At 58.6% G+C, this 20,025-nt stretch carries 20 protein-coding genes and 2 pseudogenes; 15 read left to right on the forward strand and 7 right to left on the reverse strand.

Translation table 11 applies throughout. The features are described 5' to 3' along the window. Window positions 1–84 precede the first annotated feature (84 nt). A complete protein-coding gene (locus tag HY896_11425; GenBank protein MBI5576960.1) occupies window positions 85–1,233 on the forward strand; it encodes a hypothetical protein in 1,149 nt (382 codons plus the stop codon). Between the two features lie 143 nt (window positions 1,234–1,376). Here HY896_11425 and HY896_11430 read toward each other — a convergent pair whose 3' ends face one another. Both HY896_11430 and HY896_11435 read right to left on the reverse strand, forming a co-directional pair. Next, entirely contained in the window at window positions 1,377–1,853 is a 477-nt protein-coding gene (locus HY896_11430; GenBank protein MBI5576961.1) for a tyrosine-type recombinase/integrase, read from the reverse strand. Window positions 1,854–2,374: 521 nt separating this feature from the next. Further along, entirely contained in the window at window positions 2,375–2,929 is a 555-nt protein-coding gene (locus tag HY896_11435) for a flavodoxin family protein (protein ID MBI5576962.1), read from the reverse strand. A gap of 182 nt (window positions 2,930–3,111) precedes the next feature. Between HY896_11435 and HY896_11440 the strand changes: the two genes are divergently transcribed. From HY896_11440 to HY896_11455, 4 genes and pseudogenes are all read left to right on the forward strand, one after another. Continuing rightward, entirely contained in the window at window positions 3,112–3,411 is a 300-nt protein-coding gene (locus tag HY896_11440; GenBank protein MBI5576963.1) for a helix-turn-helix transcriptional regulator, read from the forward strand. 322 nt (window positions 3,412–3,733) lie between these two features. Then, window positions 3,734–4,072 (forward strand): annotated as a pseudogene (locus tag HY896_11445) (XRE family transcriptional regulator). A gap of 396 nt (window positions 4,073–4,468) precedes the next feature. Next, window positions 4,469–4,827 (forward strand): annotated as a pseudogene (locus tag HY896_11450) (type II toxin-antitoxin system RelE/ParE family toxin). After that, window positions 4,820–5,095, forward strand: a complete 276-nt coding sequence (locus HY896_11455) for a helix-turn-helix transcriptional regulator (protein MBI5576964.1) — start codon at window positions 4,820–4,822, stop codon at window positions 5,093–5,095. The pseudogene HY896_11450 and the gene HY896_11455 overlap by 8 nt, the downstream one beginning before the upstream one ends. A gap of 126 nt (window positions 5,096–5,221) precedes the next feature. Here the strand turns inward: HY896_11455 and HY896_11460 are convergent, their stop codons facing one another. Both HY896_11460 and HY896_11465 read right to left on the reverse strand, forming a co-directional pair. Continuing rightward, window positions 5,222–6,577, reverse strand: coding sequence for a PD40 domain-containing protein (locus HY896_11460; protein MBI5576965.1), 1,356 nt, complete (start codon window positions 6,575–6,577; stop codon window positions 5,222–5,224). A gap of 28 nt (window positions 6,578–6,605) precedes the next feature. After that, a complete protein-coding gene (locus tag HY896_11465; GenBank protein MBI5576966.1) occupies window positions 6,606–8,519 on the reverse strand; it encodes a hypothetical protein in 1,914 nt (637 codons plus the stop codon). 407 nt (window positions 8,520–8,926) lie between these two features. Here HY896_11465 and HY896_11470 point away from each other — a divergent pair, with 407 nt between their 5' ends. Genes HY896_11470 through HY896_11480 form a run of 3 tightly spaced genes read left to right on the forward strand, consistent with a single transcriptional unit; the run spans window position 8,927 to window position 10,081 of the window. Then, window positions 8,927–9,178, forward strand: a complete 252-nt coding sequence (locus HY896_11470) for a type II toxin-antitoxin system prevent-host-death family antitoxin (protein MBI5576967.1) — start codon at window positions 8,927–8,929, stop codon at window positions 9,176–9,178. Then, window positions 9,171–9,602, forward strand: coding sequence for a putative toxin-antitoxin system toxin component, PIN family (locus HY896_11475; protein MBI5576968.1), 432 nt, complete (start codon window positions 9,171–9,173; stop codon window positions 9,600–9,602). Before HY896_11470 ends, HY896_11475 begins: the two co-directional genes overlap by 8 nt. Continuing rightward, complete coding sequence (locus HY896_11480) at window positions 9,599–10,081, forward strand: hypothetical protein (protein ID MBI5576969.1); 483 nt, start codon at window positions 9,599–9,601, stop codon at window positions 10,079–10,081. The genes HY896_11475 and HY896_11480 overlap by 4 nt, the downstream gene beginning before the upstream one ends. Window positions 10,082–10,090: 9 nt before the next feature. On the opposite strand, the gene HY896_11485 is transcribed toward HY896_11480, so the two are convergent. After that, entirely contained in the window at window positions 10,091–10,669 is a 579-nt protein-coding gene (locus HY896_11485) for an alpha/beta hydrolase (GenBank protein MBI5576970.1), read from the reverse strand. Window positions 10,670–10,732: 63 nt separating this feature from the next. Continuing rightward, on the reverse strand, window positions 10,733–11,293 hold the full coding sequence (locus tag HY896_11490; GenBank protein MBI5576971.1) for a hypothetical protein: 561 nt from the start codon (window positions 11,291–11,293) through the stop codon (window positions 10,733–10,735). Window positions 11,294–11,561: 268 nt separating this feature from the next. Here HY896_11490 and HY896_11495 point away from each other — a divergent pair, with 268 nt between their 5' ends. The 4 genes from HY896_11495 (at window position 11,562) to HY896_11510 (ending at window position 15,193) form a co-directional block, all read left to right on the forward strand. Further along, window positions 11,562–12,329: a DUF899 domain-containing protein gene (locus HY896_11495; GenBank protein ID MBI5576972.1), complete on the forward strand. Its 768-nt coding sequence runs from the start codon at window positions 11,562–11,564 to the stop codon at window positions 12,327–12,329. A 207-nt stretch (window positions 12,330–12,536) separates the two neighbouring features. Then, window positions 12,537–13,034: a group 1 truncated hemoglobin gene (locus tag HY896_11500; GenBank protein ID MBI5576973.1), complete on the forward strand. Its 498-nt coding sequence runs from the start codon at window positions 12,537–12,539 to the stop codon at window positions 13,032–13,034. A gap of 426 nt (window positions 13,035–13,460) precedes the next feature. Then, window positions 13,461–14,378, forward strand: coding sequence for a cysteine synthase family protein (locus HY896_11505; protein MBI5576974.1), 918 nt, complete (start codon window positions 13,461–13,463; stop codon window positions 14,376–14,378). A gap of 314 nt (window positions 14,379–14,692) precedes the next feature. Further along, window positions 14,693–15,193 (forward strand): rubrerythrin family protein, encoded by a 501-nt coding sequence (locus tag HY896_11510; GenBank protein MBI5576975.1) that lies wholly within the window; start codon window positions 14,693–14,695, stop codon window positions 15,191–15,193. Window positions 15,194–15,285: 92 nt separating this feature from the next. Here the strand turns inward: HY896_11510 and HY896_11515 are convergent, their stop codons facing one another. Next, a complete protein-coding gene (locus tag HY896_11515; protein ID MBI5576976.1) occupies window positions 15,286–16,149 on the reverse strand; it encodes a cytochrome C in 864 nt (287 codons plus the stop codon). 355 nt (window positions 16,150–16,504) lie between these two features. On the opposite strand from HY896_11515, the gene HY896_11520 reads away from it, so the two are divergent. Genes HY896_11520 through HY896_11530 form a run of 3 tightly spaced genes read left to right on the forward strand, consistent with a single transcriptional unit; the run spans window position 16,505 to window position 20,013 of the window. After that, window positions 16,505–17,122: an MEDS domain-containing protein gene (locus tag HY896_11520; protein MBI5576977.1), complete on the forward strand. Its 618-nt coding sequence runs from the start codon at window positions 16,505–16,507 to the stop codon at window positions 17,120–17,122. A 20-nt stretch (window positions 17,123–17,142) separates the two neighbouring features. Continuing rightward, complete coding sequence (locus HY896_11525) at window positions 17,143–19,653, forward strand: GAF domain-containing protein (protein ID MBI5576978.1); 2,511 nt, start codon at window positions 17,143–17,145, stop codon at window positions 19,651–19,653. Between the two features lie 3 nt (window positions 19,654–19,656). Beyond that, window positions 19,657–20,013, forward strand: coding sequence for a response regulator (locus HY896_11530; protein ID MBI5576979.1), 357 nt, complete (start codon window positions 19,657–19,659; stop codon window positions 20,011–20,013). Window positions 20,014–20,025 lie beyond the last annotated feature (12 nt).

Here is a 20,025-nt window from a genome sequence, read left to right on the forward strand (position 1 = left end):
AGTTCCTCGGGGGTTCTCCCGGCGCGGACCAATTCGACCATCCGACGCTTGAATTCCGGGGGATACGGCGGGCGTGATTTCGGCATGACGGACACCTCCTCCTCAAAGGATTATAGTGTCCACGAAAGCGGGTCAACTCCACAGGATACCCAAGTCGGAGCATGTGCACAGGCATCGCTGTGGATGCTGGCGCGTTATATGAGCCAACAGTTCAACTGCCGCGAATTTCTCCCATCCGAAATTAACGCTCTCGCAAAGGCCAATATGGCTATGGGACGTCCCCTCCCAGCTGAAAGCGGACTAACGCCAATCCAAATTTTAGACGCGCTTCAAGGCATGGGTTTCCCTGCGGTAATGTATATGCGCGAGAACGTCGACCCTTGCTCACGCCATGTCGATCCTGCCTTCCCTATCAATTCGGGTAGCGATGCAGAAGAAGTAGCTTCAAAGGACCTTCGGAGAACTGCCAAGCTTGCCGACATCGCGTACCGGTATATCGAAAGCGGTCTTCCTGTAATTCTTGGTACTTCGAACCATGCCGTCGTCGCGATCGGGCACACATATGACCATACTGCGACCAGTGCTACTGTCGCTATTCAGCGGATTCCATCTTTCTTTATCAACAACGACGCCAACGGTCCGTATCAGGAGATGCTGTTGTTCGCCAAGGACGTCGACAAATTGTCATTTTTCGACGTTCGAACTGTCATCACCGTTGCCCCTCCGGAAGTGACGCTAAAAGGCGAAGAGGCGGAGCTGATGGCGACGGAATGCATAGACGGTGTCCTTAAGGAACCTGTTACGAAGTCAGGTGAGACACTCGGTGATCTCCTTCCGCAAATGCGACCGGAATTCAGCCCTTGGCTTAAACAACGAGAATACCGTACATACCTGATGCGATCGGTGATGCTGCAACAAGAAATCCAATTGGGTATGAGGCTGGGACACATTCGGCGACAGGCTGGCGAGAAACTATTGGTCCTCGACTACCCGAAATACGTCTGGGTGAGTGAGATTAGCTCGCCGGATTTGCTCAACCAGGCAGACATGGCCAATCGCAAGTGCCTGGGATTCGTAGTCGTTGATAGTACAGCTCCGTCAAGAACAAACGGAGTCATTGCGATGCATTTTGCTGACCTCTTTCTGGATGTACCACGGGATGCTCCTCAGCGAGCGAATAGATACGTCTTCCGCGGGTCAACACCAATCAGGCATCGCGTATCCCCGGATTGATAAGGCGGCCGTGCCGATGGCTTATTGGCTTCCTTCGACATGGAGGAGTCGTGGATCTCGGTGGTCGTCAGCCTGTAGATCTGACTTAAAAACCCCGGAGAACCAATAATTGGTGGGAGAACAGACCTAAGCTATCTCCCCGGTTATCTGGGCGACCGATTCTGAGAACAGGTTTTACCGGAGACATAGTCACTCTTTGGAATCGGGATCGTGTTCAGTTTCTCCACTTGATCCCGGATGTGGCTCTTTCCGAGTGACACGTAAATCATAGTCGTCTTGATATCCGCGTGCCCCATCGCCTTCATGATGACAAAAGGGTCCGCTCCGGCCATGGCCATTTGTGACCCGAAGGTATGCCGAAGTCCGTGGACGCGGATGTGCGGGACGCCGGCGCGTTTGCAGGCACCGTTCAGGCTGTCCCGAATATCGGTCAACGGCCCCTCTTTCCTCCCAGGAAAGACGAGCGAGTTCTTCACTTTCTTCTTTTCTGCCCGCTCCCGCGCCATCTGCAACGCCTCCAATGCGGGGGCGCACAGCGGAATGGTCCTCGCGGAATTATCAGTCTTAGGGTTCCACGTTTCCTTCGAGCGGACGTGGAGCAGCCGGTTTTCGATGTCCACGTCGCTCCACTCGCCTGCCGAGCAACCCGATCGTCGGCCCTGTCCCTCATTCGACATCGTTTCCTCCTTCGTCTGGCCTTGAGTCGATCCGTCTAAACGCGGGCAGGGTGTAAACCGTAGGTTAAGATCAAGCCAAGAGGGAAGGTAACTATAAGTTAATCAGTTGGAAATTGCCGGAATTGCGGTGACTGGCGGCAAGGGGATATCGGCGTAACCTAGGTTGTCTGACGAGGACGGCAGCCCCTGGCGGGTGGGATCCTGGGGCCCGGGGCCTGCACTTCCAGTGCTGGGTTGGAAACTCAATCCTTCCCTTCGAGTACCTCCGAGAGATACCGGGCGATCCGATCCCGATTGGACACGAGGCTGGAGAACTGCTTCTCGCAGACGTCGCTGAATCGCGCGAGAACGCGGCGATCAAGAAGGATATGCCGATGGACAGGACTATGCCGGGAGATCAAGCGGAACTCGGCTGGGGCTGCGGCAGTACATCGGTGGAAGTTTATACGGACTCCCGTTCTACATCAATGGGTGCCGGCCAACGCCGCTCCGGCCGCACGGGCCCGCCCCATGGTTTCCGAATCCTTGGCGATGCCGCCCGCCTCGTTCGTCCCGCCTCCGACCACGGTGGCCACGACAGGGAAACCGAGAAGGGAGTACGCGTTGGAGACGTGGTCGAAGTACGGACGGAAGGCCTCCAGGCCCGGGTCGCCTTGCGCGAAGACAAGCACCGTCTCCTTGCGCACTCGCGACGTGAAATCGTTGTTCAGGTAGCGATAGAGGCGGTCCATGAACGCCTTCGTCTGCGACGACATTTGGAACATGTAGACGGGGGAGCCGATCACGACCTTGTCCGCCGCCTCGATGGCGCGATACACGTCCTGCATGCCGTCCCGAGTGGCGCACTCCTCATGGCTGCGGCAGTACATGCAGGCTTGGCATCCCTTGATCGCGAGGTCGGTCAGCCGGATGGTTTCCGTATCCGCTCCGGCGGCGGCCGCACCGGCGAGCACCGCGCCGGCCAGCGTCTCCGTGTTTCCGCCCCGACGGGGACTCCCGACGATTCCGACGATTTTCAATTGGTACCTCCCTGGCTGGTATGAACCGCGAATTGGTGACCCGATACGAGGGTAATCGACGGTACGAAAATGACAAGTACGAATATAAATGTTATATACCAATAAAAACCATACCGTGGAGGAAGGACGTGGCCCGCAATACCTCGAAACACATCCGCTGCCCCGTCGTCACCACCCAGAACATGATCGGCGGCAAGTGGAAGATCCTCGTCCTCTATCACCTCGGCCAGGGGACGAAACGCTTCCACGAACTGCAACGCGCGCTGCCGCATATCGCCCAGGCTACCCTCACCCAGCAGGTCCGCGAGCTGGAGCGCGACGGTCTGGTGCATCGTGAGGTCTACCCGGTCGTGCCTCCCAAGGTGGAGTACTCGCTGACGCCGATCGGGATCCGCTTCCTTCCGGTGATGGACGCAATGTGCGCGTGGGGACTCGCCTATCTGGCGCAGGAGGAAAGCGCGGGTACACCTCTTCCACCATGACGCAAGTCGTCAGCACCCGGATCACAGCCGGCAGCGGCTCGGGCCGGATCTCCGGCAGATCGGCCTCCAGATTGTCATTTTTTTAGAAAGGCCAGCCGCTCCAGCGGCGGATGGAATTGCGCATCCACCCCCGTCTTGTTGCCCCGCGGATCGATTCGGTACCAACAGTGACCGGGCAGCCAGACGGTCCGATTCGCGGAAGCGGGCTATGTGTTGCACCGCTTCCAGAAGAAGTCTCCATCCGGGATTCGCGCGGCCCGAGTCGATCAAGACCGCATTCACAGTCGACTTCGGGCGGCCGCGGAAGACTACGAGGTGAGGTATGCCGGGAAGAAAGCGTGAAACGGTCGCGGCAGGCGCTGGGAACGTTTTTTAGGACCTCGGCTTTGCCGATTCTGAGGACCGGAAGCTACGTGTGCAGCTCGCGGTTCGCCTGAACGAATTGATCGACGAACATCCTCTTGGTCAGGCCGCGGTCGCGACGCGATTCGGCATTCCGCAGCCGCATGTCTCTGACCTGAGGAACTACAAGCTGAGTCGTTTTTCGTCCGAGCGGCTCGTTCGGTTTATCACCTTGCTCGACCGGGATGTCGACATCGTCATTCGCTCGCGCGACTCCGCTCGCAAAATTGGACACGTGTCGGTACTGTTCGCGGTGTGATCCCGCGCGACTCGAGTGGCTCATTTGTGCCCATTTTCCCGGGAAGCTTACGGACATCTCCCTGAATTTACCGAATGTGTAATTTTGGCACGGCTGTAACTATGCGATAAGCCAAGATATTTATGTTTACCAAAGGATTAGGGCGGCTTGAGGGGTTGGTGGGGAAACCCGTGGGAGTTCAAGTCCCCCCTTCGGCACCATCGCCGGCCGGGGACACTCCTCTCCCGCATCCCGGAATAAGAAAGTGCAGGAATGTCCCCGATGATGGCTTCGCGCCAGGTTCCCTTTATTAGTAATATCGGCCCGACTGGCTCATTTATGGCTCGCGGAACTTTTTTCCTCTCGCTATCCTACTCGGCCGTTGACTATGGTTAACATGTAGGTTAACCTCTCCCTATAGGCAAGATCGTCCGGTTCTATCAAGCGGAAGACGGCAAGACGCCGGTCAAGGAATTCCTCGATTCCCTTCCCGGCAAGGTTGCCCAGAAAGTCTTGTGGGTCCTCATGCTGGTGGAAGAGCTGGCATCCTGCACGCGACCTACTTCAAGAAGCTGGTTGGTTCGGACGACATTTGGGAGTGCAGGATGCAGTTCGGTTCCAACGAGTACCGGATCATCTGTTTCCACGCCGCCGGCTCTGTCCTGGTGCTCACGCATGGGTTCGTGAAGAAGACCCGGAAGACACCCGCGAAGGAAATCGAGGAGGCGGAGACCTGCAAGCGGGATTATTTCAGGAGGCACAAGCGCCATGAGTGACCTGAAGAAATACGTCGCAGAGCGGAAGAAGCGTGACCGGGAGTTCGCCGAAGGATTCGATGAGGGATACGCGCGTTTTAAGATAGGCGGGACGCTGCGGGAGGCGCGCGAAGCGGCGGGGCTCAGTCAGGAGGAGCTGGCCACCCGCCTGAGAACCAAGAAGACGGCAATCTCCAGGATTGAAAATCACGCCGAGGATATCAAGCTCTCAACCCTTGAGAAGGTGGCCGCGGCATTGGGGAAACGTCTTCTGGTGAAGATTGCGTAGATATGCAGGAAAGGAGGCTCCTCTCCCGCATCCCGGAATAAGAAAGTGCAGGAATGTCCCTGGTTATGTCCTCACGCCGGTTCCCTTTTTTCGTTGAACCGGTGGTTGCATGAATGTCTGGGACAACTAATTATTTCCGGGAAAATGAACGGGTTCTTCTTCCAGGGATAGAGCCCTGGGGATCATATCGTTGAAATAGACCTTCTTTTTACCGTCGGGTTTAATCGTCCATGCCCGGCCTGGGCTGAACGAAGGTTTCATGGGCATGAATCGCTGTCCTTCATAATCCACCAGATAATTCGTTCGTTCCAGCACGACCGTCTCCCCGCGCATGGTGGGTTTTTTATCCGTGATGAAACAGAGCCAGATCCTTACCCAACCCGGATACGGTTGAACATAAAGTAAGGGGTAGCTGTCGGGAGGATCGCTGTAAACCCGCTGGTTCTCCTTCTCCTCCAGATATCCCACCAGCAGTTTTCCTATGGGAACCACGCGCCACGGATCAGGACAAACCAGGGATCCTCCCATCTTGGTTGAATTGATAACAATAAACCTGCCATCCGGGGTCCACCGGGGGGCGATTTCCGGTGCAAATTCCAAATGCCGGCGGAAGGCATTGTCATAATCGTCACTGAGATCTTTTATCCGGCCTTCTTTTGGATACAGCAGCATCGCTTTCTTGCTGCTTAAACAGAAAACGCAGGTTCCGTCCGGCTTCCATGAAACTGCTTGGCATTGGGACTTTTTCTCACTGAAAGTTTCCACCTTCCCGGTTTGTACGTTCAGGAGACAAAAAACCCCATTCGAATAGCCCTGAGACATGAAAACAACGTATTCACCGGTCGGTGATACATATTCATGATAATTCCCGCGATAGTCGAGTTGTTCATGGAGCAACAGACGTTTTCCCGGTGATTCTCCAACGGTATGACGCAAGATTTGTCGGGTACTGTCGACACCGTGTTTTTCGGTTCCGGTTTTTTTATGGATGACATATACCATTTCTTTGTTGCCGAGCCACCCCATGGACGTGACAAGCTCGTCGGGGCTTGTAAGGCGATGGCGTATTTGACTTTCAAGATCTACAACCTCCAGATAGCGCGGACTTTTAACGGCGATGTGCCTGGAATCTGGAGAGAACAACAGCCCGAATTTATTTTGCACAAACGAACCAAACGATTTACCGTACGAATCGATTTTCATAGACTGGCATAATTTTATCTGATCCGAAGGACACCATTGCAGATAAACAGTAGAATAGATGGTCGGCACTTCCGGTGGTAAAGGCAGGCCAATCCGGTCGGCGTACGTGTATGCTATGGTTGATCCGTCAGGGGAAAAATGAATCTCTGCCGAAGGACTACCTTCCTTACATGAGGAGAATCCCAGGCAAACAAATGCTACAAAAACAAATTGTAGATAAAATCCAAAAAGACCTGTTTTTTGCTGAATAAAAGCATCCTTTGTGCGTTTTATTCTCATATCCGCTTCCTTTCCCTCGACCAAGCCATCAGCGCACTTCAAATCGGTAGCGGCGTCCCAGCAGCGACACGCCCCCTCCGGGGGGGACGTACTCGCTGGACGGATCGATCTTGCCGTCACGATTAATATCCACATAGATACCGTCGTTACTGAAGTTGCCGTCGTGGCGGCCACGTTCGGCGACCACCACCAGGAACTCGCGCCCTCCGACGATCGGCCGGCCCACCAGCTGGGTGCGGTTGTAGAAAGTGAGCTGCCGCTCCTTCCAAAGCCGATCATTGGTATAGAGCCACAGCGACAACGGCTTCTCGATCGGCGCGACGGTTGCCTGCACCTCCGCGGCAAAGACGCTGGTGCCACGACTTTGAATCGGTGGCCCGTCATCGGAAAGATCTCCATTGCGGTTGCGATCCAGCCACAATCGCGCCGGTGCACCGGCGGCCAGCACAATGGGGAAGTGTTGCGGTTCCTCTCCCAAAGACAGCTTGCCATACCAAACCTCACCATGATCCTCCGGCAGATTGCGGAGCCCTGCCGTTGATGTGCTGGAGAGGGGCAGAGGGGCATTCTCGGAGCGGGTTGCGACCCGGTTCTGCTGCGGCTGGAGACTCTTCATCTCCAGCCGGATCGTCTCCGCGCCTTCGGGACTGCTCTCGGTGCTCACAGATCGGTCGCGTGGGGGCTTCACGCCAGCCACATCGGCGGCCCGGCGCGGTACTTGCTCCGTCGGGCGGTCATGAAAGGCCAGCCACATCAGTGGAACCATCGCTGCGAAGAAGGCAGCAATGGCGCCGATCAGGAGCACGGCCGAGTGCCGTTGGGTCTGCCGCAGGCCGGGCAGCACGATATCAGGCTGGAAGGCGCCTGCCCCCTTGCCGGTCACCTCGCCCAAGGCGGCGGCGATGCCGCGCATAAGCTCCAGTTTGACCCGGAAGGCCTTCCAGGAGGCAAGCCGTATCGAATCGCCCGTACCCTCGATGATCACTGCCGCCAGTGTGCCCCGGACCAGCGGGTCGGATTTGACCGTAACCGACCGGATCTCCGCCGTCGGCAGGTACATTGTCGCCGACCTGTACCGGTCGTTGCGGCCGGACCACCGGCGGTATTCGACCCGGTCGCGGGTAACGGTCAGTTCCTCGTGGCCGCGTAGCAAGCTCAGCAGCGAGCCGAAGGAGATCAACACGAAACCGATCATCACCCAGGTCAATACCACCAGCAGGGTGTCGTTCGGATACTGCGGCTGCATCATCCGGGCGATAGCTGCGGTCCCGCCGGCGATCAGCATCCCCAGAGCGCCGCGCCAGGCGGTCCAGGCGTTGCTGAACCGGAATCGGTAGCCGCCGTATTCGGGGCGCACCTCGATGCCGCGAGCATCCACCCGGACCATGCTCGCACCTTCCGGGGTAGAGGTCTTGCGCACGGGCGCTTTGCCCCCCACCTGGTAGATCCCCAGTTCGGACTCATCCAACAGAGGCAATCTCAGCAGGTCGGCAAAGCTGTGCCAGGCAGAATCCCAACCCGCCGAGGAAAGCGAGTTGAACAGCCGCACCTCTTTCTGCGGGTTGCTGTGCGCGAGCAGAAGCTGATATTCGGTGTAGTCCGGACCGTCATTGGACTGGTGGCGGACGGCGCGGCGGAGCACACCGGTGAAGGCTTTCAGCGGTTCCTTCCAGCAGCGTGAACGTCCCACTCCCTTGCGTAACACCTCCACGGTGTCGCTGCTCAAGGTGACCACGGTACGACCGAACAGCGAAGAGAGCCCCGCGTAAAGAAACACCAGTCCCGGCAGGGAGAAAACCAGCAGAAAGAGGGTCATGGGGGTATTCACCCCCTTCTTGATGGCGCCCATGATGATGCTGGCGTAAAGTGCTCCGCACCAGGCAAGCGAGAACAACACGATAAATGCGCCGCCGATACGCGAGCCTCGTTGCACGCTGTGCATCGGAAGGATGTGCTCGTCAGGTGTCCAGACAATCTTGTTACGGTCGCCGCTTTGCAGGAGACCTCCGGTTCAGCACGCTGCACGTCAGTACGACTTCGCGCAACGCCGGTTTCGGCGGTCTTTCTCGGTCAGTATATACGCCGCGTGATGTGATGCAACCCGTAACCCATGCACACGTCGGGTGTTGAAACGGAAGGGGTGGTGGGGGATGTCCGGCCCCCGGTCGCCTTACTGCGGTCCTGGGTCCCTTTTTTATTTCGACCTCCAAATCTGCCGTAGCGTCGACATCCGACAACTGAACCTTCCGAATCACCTCTGGTCCCATGCGTCCACAACGGCGCGTGTTGCCTTTTCGCCTGGTTCATGTGAATATGGACCATGAATGTGTCCACAAGGGAGGGAACATTATGCCGAGACCCGCAAGTTTGAAGTTCGTGGGGGTGAGGGAGTTCAAAGAGAAATTGACCGGCTTGCTCGGGAAGAAGGAAGAAGTCGTAGTTACCCGGCATGGCAAGCCGATCGCTCGGGTCGTGCCAGTGAGGAAGGGTTCCCCCGAGGATCTGCTCCTCGAGATCGGGATGGTACTGAAAGAGGCGGGTGTGTCGAAGGAGGAAGCGTTACGGGCGCTCCAGGCAGCCCAAAAAGCCGTCCATGGTTAGGATCGTCGTCGACGCCAACGTCCTTGTCTCAGCGGCCTTCGGCGGGACGCCTCTGACCGCCGTGGGCAAGGCGTTCTCGGTCGGGGAGGTCTATCTTTCCCCGCCCATTGTAGCGGAGATAGGGGGGACGATCGAGCGTTTGTCTTCGAAACTGGGGGTCGATAAGACGAAGACCTTGTCGGCTTTATGGAAGCGCTTCCAAACCCTCTGCCGAATGGCGGAGCCCGAAAGAAACGTGGCGATCTGCCGAGATCCCAAGGATGACGCCTATCTTTCGCTTTGCGTGGTTGTCGGAGCACACTTTCTGATCACCGGCGACAAGGACCTTCTCGCGGTCGTGCCGGCACGAGTGTCTGCGTTGCCAAAGGGCCTGAAAATCCTGACCCCCCGGGAGTTCATGGAGACCGTTGTCGGGGAGAGTTGACGTGCGCGACCGGGCGCGTCCGATGGGGGCTGCCTGGGGTTCAGGGTGCGTGGGAGCGGACGGGCGACTCCGCGCTGGGCAGGAAGGAGAGCCAGATGGCCGACGAGATCCCGGAGAACGTGAACGGCTATGTTTTCCAGGATGGGCGTTGCGTCTCCATCGAAGATGCGGACACGATCTACCAGAAAATCGTCTCGAAAGTGGAAGATCCGGGGCAGATACGCGGCATACTGCGCGGCCTGGTCGACGAATGTCTGAATGCGGGATTGATGAAGGCCGCACTTGCTTACCTTGAGAAAGAGGCCTCTCTCACAGATGACCCGAAGGGATTGGCGAGGATCCACCTGACCACCGGGACGGTAATAACGGGCCGACTGGCTCAAATATGGCTCGCGAAAAGTTTTAAGACGGACAGGAAATGGAGCCCTCCCTATACGTCGCCGGAGCTCGAAGATCGCTTCGACCTATCCCGGCCATAAATTATCGATTTATGCCTTTGATCGACCGAATCCCGCGGAGCCGAAGAAACGCTCGAGAGCTTCGACGGTTTGTTCGGGGGCTTCTTCCGGGAAAAAATGACCGGCATCAATCGAGTGACCCCGGACATTGTTGCCCCACGCGCTCCAAATCGCGACGGGGCCACCCTCCTCGGTGTACCAGTTGTCTATCGCTCCACGATCGCTCCAGATCGCCAGAATAGGGCAAATAATGCGCCGGCCACTCACGCGCACTGCCCTGTCGTGCTCGCGGTCGATGGTCGCTGCGGCCCGATACCCCTCGCAAATTGCGTGTGCATGGTCCGGATCCTGAGGAAGTCTTACATAAGCCTCACGGACCTCTGGAGGGAATATGGACGAAGGAGTGCCCCATCCCCCGAGGGCGTCGTCGACGATGGCTTCGGGGACGGCCACCAGGATGCGTTCCGGAAGCGGTTCGGGCTGGGCTAGTAACGACCAGGGCCAGAAGTTCAGCGCGAGCCTGGCATCGGCGCGTTCCCAAACCTCCTCCGTCGGCAAGATGTCGAGAACGGCGAGTTGGTCCACGCGATCTGCATGATCGAGTGCCATGCGATATGCGACGCGGCCGACACGGTCGTGCCCGGCGAGCGCTGAGCCAAGTCCCGAGGTCGATCAGGCGGCCCCGGCTCGCGGAACCCGCGGCGAACCCGAAGCATCGATCCGCCGTCTGAACGCTTCGTGGATCTGCGCCCGCCGCCCGGCCAGCATCACGACGAACACGACGTAGTGGCTGACGAGGAGTGCCGGCACCCAGAACGCCGGTATCCAGTAGGCCGCGCCCATGAAAGCGGGCGCCCCGTAGATCGTGGCCAGGGTGATCGCAAGAAGCAGGTCGGTCGTTCCGACGATATTGAACAGCCAGACCAGAAACCGGCTGCCCTCGCGATTTCCCGCAACCGCGAATATGCCGACAAACGCCAGGACGGCGGTGAAAAGATCGCCGATCGCCGCGGGATATGCGAACTGCAGGGGCATACCCGGGTAGGTGGCGCCCCTGGCCAGGAACATCAGGCCGAGGTGCCGCAGGGAATGCAGTATAAGGATCGGGATCAGGATCGCCCGCGGACTCAATTCTCCGACCTTCGGCAGAACATAGATCCGGGCGCCGATGTAAAAGACCGCGGTGCTGAAGATCAGGTTGATCGTGAGAATCCTTTCTGGAATTGCATCCATATCGCCCTCCAGTAAGCGTTTGGATGGCGTCCCGCAACGACGAGATGCTCTTTGCCGGAGAAAGGAGGAAGCGGGAGAATCGGGTGCCGCAATCTCTTGAGATTTACTGAATTCACCGCCTTGTCCACGCCATCTAAAGAAACAGGCAATAACCGACAGAACTCGGGGGTTCACTCGAATCGAGTTAACGGAATGCGCGTTTGCAGGCGACCTGAAAGGAGAATGAATCATGGGGGATCCCGCAAGGAAGATAAAAGCGACGACACACATGACCGGGACACGTAAGGAGTGGCTCGTGGCGAGGCTGGAGCTGCTCACGGCGGAGAAGGAACTCACGCGCCGCAGCGACGAGCTGGCGCGGCGGCGGCAGGAGCTGCCGTGGGTTCGGGTCGACAAGGAGTATCGATTCGAGACCGACGAGGGGAGCGCCTCGCTGGCGGACCTCTTCCGAGGGCGCTCGCAGCTCATCGTCTACCACTTCATGTTCGGGCCCGACTACACGGCGGGGTGTCCGTCCTGCTCGGCGGTCGCGGACGGCTTCAACGGGTTCGTCGTCCACCTTGCCAACCATGACGTTATGCTCTGGGCGGTGTCGCGTGCTCCGCTTGCGACGCTGCAGGCGTATAAGCGTCGGATGGGATGGGGCTTCCCATGGGCCTCCTCGGGAGGCAGCGATTTCAATTACGACTTCAGCGTCTCGTTCACGGAAGAGCAGCAGCGCGCGGGAAACATCGAATACAACTACCGCAAGGGCGGAGTCAGCTCACGCGAGATCGAGATCGAGACGAGCGAGACGGTGACTGATGAAGGAACGAAGCTCGCGGCGACAGTCGGCACGGACTGGGCAACGTACATCCGGGAGACTCCCGGCATGAGCGCGTTCGCGCTCGAGGACGGCGTCGTCTATCACACCTATTCCGCGTATGCGCGCGGATTGGACGGCCTCTGGGGCATGTACCAGTGGCTCGACCGTGCTCCCAAGGGGCGCAACGAGACCGGCGGCCTCTGGTTCCGCCGCCACGACGAGTACGACTAGCCCGCGTTTCTCACCACGGTTCGTCGCGAGGCGGGAGCCATCACCGTCGAACGTCTCGCGCCGGCCGGTGAGCGTGTCGCGCGAGCCATCGGCGCCGTCGTCGCCAAGCGGCGGGATCCGGGTTTCCGCATGGCATGAATCGGCAATCGTTTATCGATCACCAACGCGAAGAACGCTGCGGCTTTCGCGGCATGAAAGGAGGCGAAAATGCGTAGGTTCAGGATCTTTCGGCTCGGAATCCTCTTGTCGGCCATGTTGATGGTCACCCTGTTGAATCCGAAATCCACGCTTGCCGGGGAAAAAACCCAAAAATCCCTGTATGATCGGCTTGGCGGGGTTTATAACATAGCCCCGGTCGTCGACGAATTCCTGGAACTCCTGTACGTTGACGACGTGCTTAACGCCAATCCGAAGATCAAGGAAGCGAGGGACCGGGTTCCCAGGTCCTACCTCAAGTACCATGTAACTTCCCTTGTATGCCAGACGGCCGGCGGCCCCGAAAAGTACACGGGCCGGGGGATGAAGGAATCCCACCAGCATCTCAATATATCCGAGAAGGAATGGCAGTCGATGCTGGTCGATTTCAAGGCGGTCCTGTACAAGTTCAAGGTGCCGGAGCAGGAGCAGAAGGAACTTTTCGCGATCGTGGATAGCACGAAAAAAGATATCGTCATGTCCCCGATGGGGATGGGGAAACATCAGTAAGTCGGACCCTTGAGTTTGGCGGGCAGACCGCCCGCCCAAACTCAGGGGGGTCAACAACCGGTAGCCCGGTCCGCCTCGGTGAACGCGCGCTCCAGAAAAGAATTCAAAGTATACAGCCAGCCGGCGCGCCCGCCGCTCTCCGCCGGCCCCGGACGCCGGTTCGAAGCCTGGTTCGCCTCGCCGTTGCTTCCCTCGCCGCCGAACCCCGCGGGCATTCCTCCATGAGCACCATGTACGCCCGGTTCGACTGATTTTAAAAACCATCCCATATGTACTTGTGATACAAATCCGCAGAAAACGGATTCAGGGCCGGAAGGGAACCCGGCCAACTGCCGGGGTTCATCTCGCCGTAATGCGCAACTTTGTGTATCATTAGCTCACTTTCATGCTTTGGAGAGGCGGATAATGCAGACGACCGTCAAGCAAATGAGCCGCCACGACCTTCGCTCCGCCGTTGGGTCGACGCCGCTGGTGGAATTGAAATCGATCAACCGGAACCCGCGGGTGCGCATACTGGCGAAGCTCGAGGGGAACAATCCGGGCGGATCGGTCAAAGATCGGCCGGCCCTGTACATGCTTACCGGGGCCGAGGCGCGCGGCGAGCTTACGCATGCGAAAACGATCCTGGAGCCCACTTCCGGGAACACGGGGATCGCCATCGCAATGTTCGGCGCGGCGAAGGGATACCGCGTCAAGCTCGCTATGCCAGCCTGCGTAAGCGTCGAACGACGGGCGGTGCTTTCGGCTTACGGGGCGGACCTTGTACTGTCGCCGGCGGAAGAGGGGACCGACGGCGCCATCCGCCTTGCGCACCGTATCCTGCAGGATAACCCTGAGCGATATTACATGCCGAACCAGTACGCCAACCCCGATAACGTGCGAGCCCACTACGAGACGACGGGTCCCGAGGTTCTTGCCCAAACCGATGGAGATGCCGATTGTTTCGTGGCAGGCATGGGAACCGGGGGGACGCTTATGGGCGTAGCCCGGTTCCTGAAAGAGAAAAAGCCGCAGGCCCTGGTGATCGGCGTCGAACCCCGCCTGGGCCACAAGATACAAGGTCTGAAAAACATGAAGGAAGCGATCGTCCCCCCCATCTATCGTGAGGAGAACCTGTCCGGCAAGATCGTCGTGGACGACGAACCGGCATTCGAGATGTCGCGCCGCCTTGCGGTCGAGGAGGGACTCTTCGTCGGCATGTCGAGCGGTGCAGCCGTGGCCGGGGCGATGGAAGCTGCGAAGAGTATCGGCGACGGCACGATAGTCGTCCTCATGCCTGATCGCGGAGACAGGTACCTGAGCACGTCCCTCTTCCGTTCCGTCTGCGCCAAGTGTCCCCCATAGCACGCATTTTTCACCGGGGTTCGTAGCGAGGCGGTGGAGGCGGGTATGGCTGCAAATCGTCGCGACCGCCATAAGTTCTTCGGTTAAGAGCCAGGTGTGGTGCTTAGGTCCGTTTTGAACCTTCCCGGCGTATCCTTGCATCGAATAGCGTGGCGACGGCAGAGCTGTGGAACCGAGTGGAAGCCCCGGTCGCTTGACGACTCCTTTTTTATTAATAAATACGAATGTCTGAATTAAAAAGTTGAAAGTATAAGTTCGGCTTTGGGCTCGCGAAGGAGAAGGGCGAACTTACTTCCATCGAAAAGGAGAAGCGTATGGCGACCGAAAAAAATCTGAAAGATGCTTTTGCCGGCGAAAGTCAGGCCAACCGGATGTACCTGGCCTTCGCAAAGAAGGCGGATGCCGACGGATATCCCCAGATCGCAAGGTTGTTCCGCGCAGCGGCGGCAGCGGAAACGGTGCATGCCCACGCCCATTTTCGGGTCATGAACGGAGTTAAGGACACCGCGGAGAACCTTAAGGCCGCCATCAACGGCGAGGGGTATGAATTCAAGGAGATGTATCCCGCGTTCCTGAAAGAGGCGGAGGCGGAAAAGATCTCCGGAGCCGCGGCTTCCTTCCGGAACGCGCTGGCCGTGGAGAAGATTCATTACGACCTTTATTCGGAAGCGCTTGAGAGCCTTAAAAAAGGGAAGGACCTCGCCTCCACGGACATCTTCGTCTGCGATGTCTGCGGGAATACCGTGTACGGGCACGCGCCGGAAAATTGCCCCGTCTGCGGAGCCCCGAAGACGATGTTCGTGAAGGTGCAGTAGGCTCGTTCCCGGCCACCTCCGTCATCCGGCCCTGAAACGGCCCGGGGGGATTCCCCCCGGGCCGTTCCGCCAACAGGTTTTGCCTATCGTCGTTACCTTTTCTTCTTTGCGGGCGCCTTCTTCGCAGGTTGCTTTTCCTTCACCGCCCCGGCCGACTCCGGCCAGTGGTTCAGGTCGTGGGCTACGGAATGGCAGGTCCCGCACTTGGGGAACTTCTTCATGATCGCGGCCGGATGCTTCTGCGGATGGCACTTGTCGCATGTCGGGACGTTCTTGTGCTTGTCCGAATGGCACCGCACGCAGGCGACGTTCCTGTGCTTGGCCTGCGATGCCGCCAAAAGCCCGATCGCCTTCTTGTGGCATGCGCCGCAATCCTTGTTCGGGACTTCGACGCCGTACGTCACCGTCTTCGGGTTGTGCGCCTTGTGGCATTTCTTGCAATCGGCCTGCGCCATCTCGGCGGAGTGCGGCTTGTGGCACTTGACGCACTCGGGGACCTTGCGGTGGACATCGTGGCATGTCGTGCAGAACAGCGATGTGTGCCTGCTCGGCGTCCCCTTGAGCTGCTTGATCTGGTCAGCGTGGCAGGTCAGGCACGGCTCGGTGACCTTCGACCCGAGCGAGATATTCAAGGGGCGGTGAGGGTTCTTGTGGCACTCAAGGCACGCCTTCAACTGGTAGTGTGGTTTCCCCTCGTGGCATTGGCTGCACCTGGGGATGTTGTTTCTGCTTGCAGGGCGGTGGCCTGCGTGGCAATCGAGGCAGCTTACGTCCGTTTTGTGCTTTTCGCCTGCGGCCGCGACGTCCGCGGGCGGACCGGAATGGCACTTTATGCAATCCTCCTGTGTCAACCCCGCCGGCTTGTCGGCGGCGGTCGCTTCCCACGGGTTCACCGCGATGCCGGCGGCAAGCGCCAGCACTGCAGCCAAAATCCACACGATCCTGGTGCCTTTCATGGTTCCTCCTTATCGTTGTGACTTCCGGGATGCCGCTGCTTTTACTGCGAATTCGTATCGACAGGAACTGAGGCAAGAAGGCGAAACTCGCTTTATATATCCATTGAGAAGCCGCTTGTCAACGAGTCACAAGCGATTACCACGCGGGGAAGCCCGACCGGGCGTGACGGAGTGGGAAATGCCGTATCCGCCGCGGCGGAACCTGGCGGCAGGCTGATGCCTGCAAGCGTTGCAAAATAACGCATGGGTGCGGATTTCCCGTTTCATTCATAATGCCGTGCGGGTATACTCAAGCCATTCCAATGGTGGGCGAAAAAAGTGCCCGTTAAGCCCTCCAGCCGGGAGGTGCCCGTTGATGTCTCCAGCGAAAAAAAGGGATTCCGGAATTTCCGTGGTCGGAGATCTGCCGTGGGGCAGCCATTTCTGCCAGTTCTACAGCACAAGGAAGGATTTCACGGACGTTCTTGTCCCGTATTTCAGGGCGGGACTTGAAAACAACGAGTTCTGCGTCTGGGTGACGTCGGAGTTTTTCACCACCGATGACGTATTGAGAGCTTTGAAGAAAAACGTGCCCGACTTCGGAAAATACCTTGCCAGGCGCCAGATAGAAGTCTTTCCCTATACTGATTGGTATTTGAAGGGGGGCAGCTTCGACCTCAAGCGGACGCTCCGCATGTGGATGGAGAAACATGACGAGGCGTTGGCGGCGGGTTTTTCCGGAATGAGGGTGAGCGGCAACCCCTACTGGCTCGACAACAAGAAAGACTGGGACGACTTCGCAACCTACGAGGCGGAGATCAACAACGTAATAGGCGGCACGAAACTGCTGGTTCTTTGCACTTACTCCCTTAAAAAATGCGGGCCGGCCGAGATCATCGACGTCGTCAAAAACCACGAGTTCGCGCTGGCCATCAACGAAGGCAGGTGGCAGGTCGTCAACCGGCCGGCGTTCGGACAGATCCCCCGGGCCTGACCCGACGACGGAAATAACCCGTGCATTCCCCCAATCCGGACCGCCGGAAAACAGGGATTCCGTCCGCAGGCTACCTGCCCTGGGGGAGCCACTTCTGCCAGTTCTATCGTACAAAGAAGGATCTTCTGGACGTCCTCGTCCCTTACTTCAGTGCGGGCCTGGAAAACAACGAGTCATGCGTCTGGGTCGCCTCCGGGGCGCTGCGCGAATCGGATATGAGAAAAGCGCTGGCGAAAGCCGTTCCCGATTTCGGCGCTCGTGAAGCCGCGGGGCAGATGGCGATCGTTCCGTTCCGCCGGTGGCAGGCGAGGGGAGGAAAGTCCGGCAAAGTCGTCATTTCCGGGCTCGACAAGGCGATCGCCGCGGGGTTCGAGGGCCTCCGGCTCGCGTGCGATTTCCTTCCCCGCAAGGATGGCGGCAAATTTTTCAATCCTTGCGGTACGGATGTCATTTCCGGGAACAACGTGATCGCGGTGTTTGCGTATCCCAGGGGTTCGTTCGACGCGCTGGGTCTCATGGAGGCGGTCAAGAACCACAGGTTCGCGTTGGTCAGGGACGCAGGAAGATGGGAGGTCATCGAGAGCTCGGAAGCCCGGACCGCGAAGGATGATCTGAAACGGAGCGAGGAAAAGCTCGCATCACTTTTCAGCAACATGTCAGAAGGATTCGCCTATTGCCGGATCGTCCTTGATTCCCGTGGGAAGCCGGCGGATTGCGTGATTCTCCAGGTCAACGACAACTTCGAAAAGATGACCGGCCTCGATGCGGAAGACGTCCTCGGCAAACGTGCCACGGAAGTAATCCCGGGCATCGAAAAGGAGCCTGTCGGCTGGATCGAAAAATTCGGAAATGTCGCCATGACCGGCGATCCGGTCCGGTTCGAAAGCTATTCGGAAGCGCTGAAGCGGTGGTACGACGTCTCCGCCTTCAGCCCGCACAAGGGGTATTTCGCAGTAACGTTCAGCGACGTAACCGGTCGAAAACTTGTCGAGAGCGCCATCGGGCTCCGGAACCGGGCCCTTAACGGGATCAATAGGATCTTCCACGAAACCATGGTCCCGTCGACGGAGGAGGAGTTCGGGCGCAAGTGCCTGTCCGTCGCGGAAGATGTGACCGGGAGCAGGTTCGGTTTCATCGGCGAGATCGGCCCGGACGGACTTCTGCACGACCTCGCCATAAGCGACCCGGGATGGGAAGTATGCAGGATGCGGGATAAAACCGGGCACCGCATGCCACCTTGGGACTTCAAGGTCCACGGCCTGTACGGAAGGGTGATTATCCACGGAAAAAGCTTTTTCACGAACGAGCCGGCGTCTCACCCGGACAGCATCGGCATCCCGGAGGGGCATCCCGGTCTGACGGCCTTCCTCGGTGTGCCATTGATCCACGGCGGAAGCACCGTCGGGATGGTGTGTGTGGGGAACCGCGAAGGGGGTTATAACACGGAGCATATGGAAGCGCTGGAAGCCCTCGCCGCGGCGATCTCCCAGTCCCTTATGCACAAGCGGGCTGAGGAGGCGCTGCGCCGTGCGACGGAAGACTGGGAACAGACTTTCAACACGGTTCCCGATCTTATTGCGCTCCTTGATTGCCGGCACAGGATAGTCCGCGTGAATAAAGCCATGGCGGACAGGCTCGGGTTGAGGCCGGAACAATGCGTCGGAAAGAATTGCTACGAGGCCGTCCACGGCGTCGGCGAGCCGCCCACCGTATGTCCTCATATAATGACCTGCCAGGATGGTCGGGAGCACGTCGCCGAAGTGCATGAACCCCGTCTCGGGGGAGACTTCGTTGTCAGCACTACGCCGGTGATCGACAGGCAGGGACATGTCGTCGGCGCGGTGCACGTCGCCCGCGAAATAACCGAGCGCAAGAGGATGGAGGAGGCGCTTCGGTCGTCGCTGGAGGAAAAGGAAATCCTTCTGAAGGAACTCGCGCACCGGACGAAGAACAACATGCAGGTCGTCGCGAGCCTCATCAGCCTCCAGGCCGCGGCGTCGTCGGACAAGATATTGCTTGCCGCGCTGGCGGACACGCAGGACAGGATCCGGGCCATGGCCCTCGTGCACGAAAAGCTCTACCGGTCCGGGAACGTCTCCTCGCTTAACATGAAAGATTACGTGCGGGACCTTGCCGGCTCCCTGCTGCTTGCCCACCAGGGGAGCGGCGGGCCCGTGAAGACCGAACTGGACCTCGACGATCTCAGGTTTGCCCTCGACCACGCCCTGCCTTGCGGACTGGTCATCAACGAACTGGTTTCCAATTCGCTGAAACATGCCTTTCCGCATGGTGAACCGGGAACCATTTTCCTGTCCTTTAAACGGGGCCGCGGGGGCGTGGAGTTGATTTACAGGGACGACGGGCCGGGTTTGCCGCCCGGCCTCGACCCGGCCCGGGTCGATTCGCTCGGATTGAAGCTGGTGTACAACCTTGCGGTGCGGCAACTTCGGGGGAAGATGGAGCTCCGGCGGGAACCCGTAACGGAATTCGTCTTCCTTTTCGGCGGATTCGAACAACAGGAAAGGAAATGAATCTTGGCCAAGAGCATCCTTATCGTCGAGGACGAGATCATAAACGCGATGGCTCTCTCCGAAACGCTTCCGCGATGGGGCTTCCGGGTGACGGACATGGTGACGAGCGGGGAAGACGCCATACGCGCGGCGGAAGCCCATAGGCCCGACGTCATCCTGATGGATATCAGCATCCACGGCTCCATCGACGGGCTCGGGGCGGCGAAGGAGATCATCGGCCGCCTCGGCATCCCCGTGATTTTCATGACAGGCTACAACGACGAGGAAACGGTGAATGCGGCGAAGGAATTGAAGCCGCTTGCCTTCCTCGTGAAACCGCTGGACGTCTCCCGCCTGATGGAACTGCTCGAAGGCATATAGACTGGCCCGCAT

The organism is Deltaproteobacteria bacterium (genome assembly GCA_016218975.1).
GTDB lineage: Bacteria > Desulfobacterota > Deferrimicrobia > Deferrimicrobiales > Deferrimicrobiaceae > JAENIX01.

What these genes read in the sequence shown, in the direction of transcription:
- HY896_11455 (MBI5576964.1), top strand. Translation starts at nt 4,820, where the DNA reads ATGAGTGACCTGAAGAAATACGTCGCAGAGCGGAAGAAGCGTGACCGG.
- HY896_11490 (MBI5576971.1), bottom strand. Translation starts at nt 11,293, where the DNA reads ATGGATGCAATTCCAGAAAGGATTCTCACGATCAACCTGATCTTCAGC.
- HY896_11440 (MBI5576963.1), top strand. Translation starts at nt 3,112, where the DNA reads ATGATCGGCGGCAAGTGGAAGATCCTCGTCCTCTATCACCTCGGCCAG.
- HY896_11460 (MBI5576965.1), bottom strand. Translation starts at nt 6,577, where the DNA reads ATGAGAATAAAACGCACAAAGGATGCTTTTATTCAGCAAAAAACAGGT.
- HY896_11505 (MBI5576974.1), top strand. Translation starts at nt 13,461, where the DNA reads ATGAGCCGCCACGACCTTCGCTCCGCCGTTGGGTCGACGCCGCTGGTG.
- HY896_11465 (MBI5576966.1), bottom strand. Translation starts at nt 8,519, where the DNA reads ATGCACAGCGTGCAACGAGGCTCGCGTATCGGCGGCGCATTTATCGTG.
- HY896_11520 (MBI5576977.1), top strand. Translation starts at nt 16,505, where the DNA reads ATGTCTCCAGCGAAAAAAAGGGATTCCGGAATTTCCGTGGTCGGAGAT.
- HY896_11500 (MBI5576973.1), top strand. Translation starts at nt 12,537, where the DNA reads ATGCGTAGGTTCAGGATCTTTCGGCTCGGAATCCTCTTGTCGGCCATG.
- HY896_11510 (MBI5576975.1), top strand. Translation starts at nt 14,693, where the DNA reads ATGGCGACCGAAAAAAATCTGAAAGATGCTTTTGCCGGCGAAAGTCAG.
- HY896_11495 (MBI5576972.1), top strand. Translation starts at nt 11,562, where the DNA reads ATGACCGGGACACGTAAGGAGTGGCTCGTGGCGAGGCTGGAGCTGCTC.
- HY896_11475 (MBI5576968.1), top strand. Translation starts at nt 9,171, where the DNA reads ATGGTTAGGATCGTCGTCGACGCCAACGTCCTTGTCTCAGCGGCCTTC.
- HY896_11470 (MBI5576967.1), top strand. Translation starts at nt 8,927, where the DNA reads ATGCCGAGACCCGCAAGTTTGAAGTTCGTGGGGGTGAGGGAGTTCAAA.
- HY896_11425 (MBI5576960.1), top strand. Translation starts at nt 85, where the DNA reads ATGACGGACACCTCCTCCTCAAAGGATTATAGTGTCCACGAAAGCGGG.
- HY896_11515 (MBI5576976.1), bottom strand. Translation starts at nt 16,149, where the DNA reads ATGAAAGGCACCAGGATCGTGTGGATTTTGGCTGCAGTGCTGGCGCTT.
- HY896_11485 (MBI5576970.1), bottom strand. Translation starts at nt 10,669, where the DNA reads ATGGCACTCGATCATGCAGATCGCGTGGACCAACTCGCCGTTCTCGAC.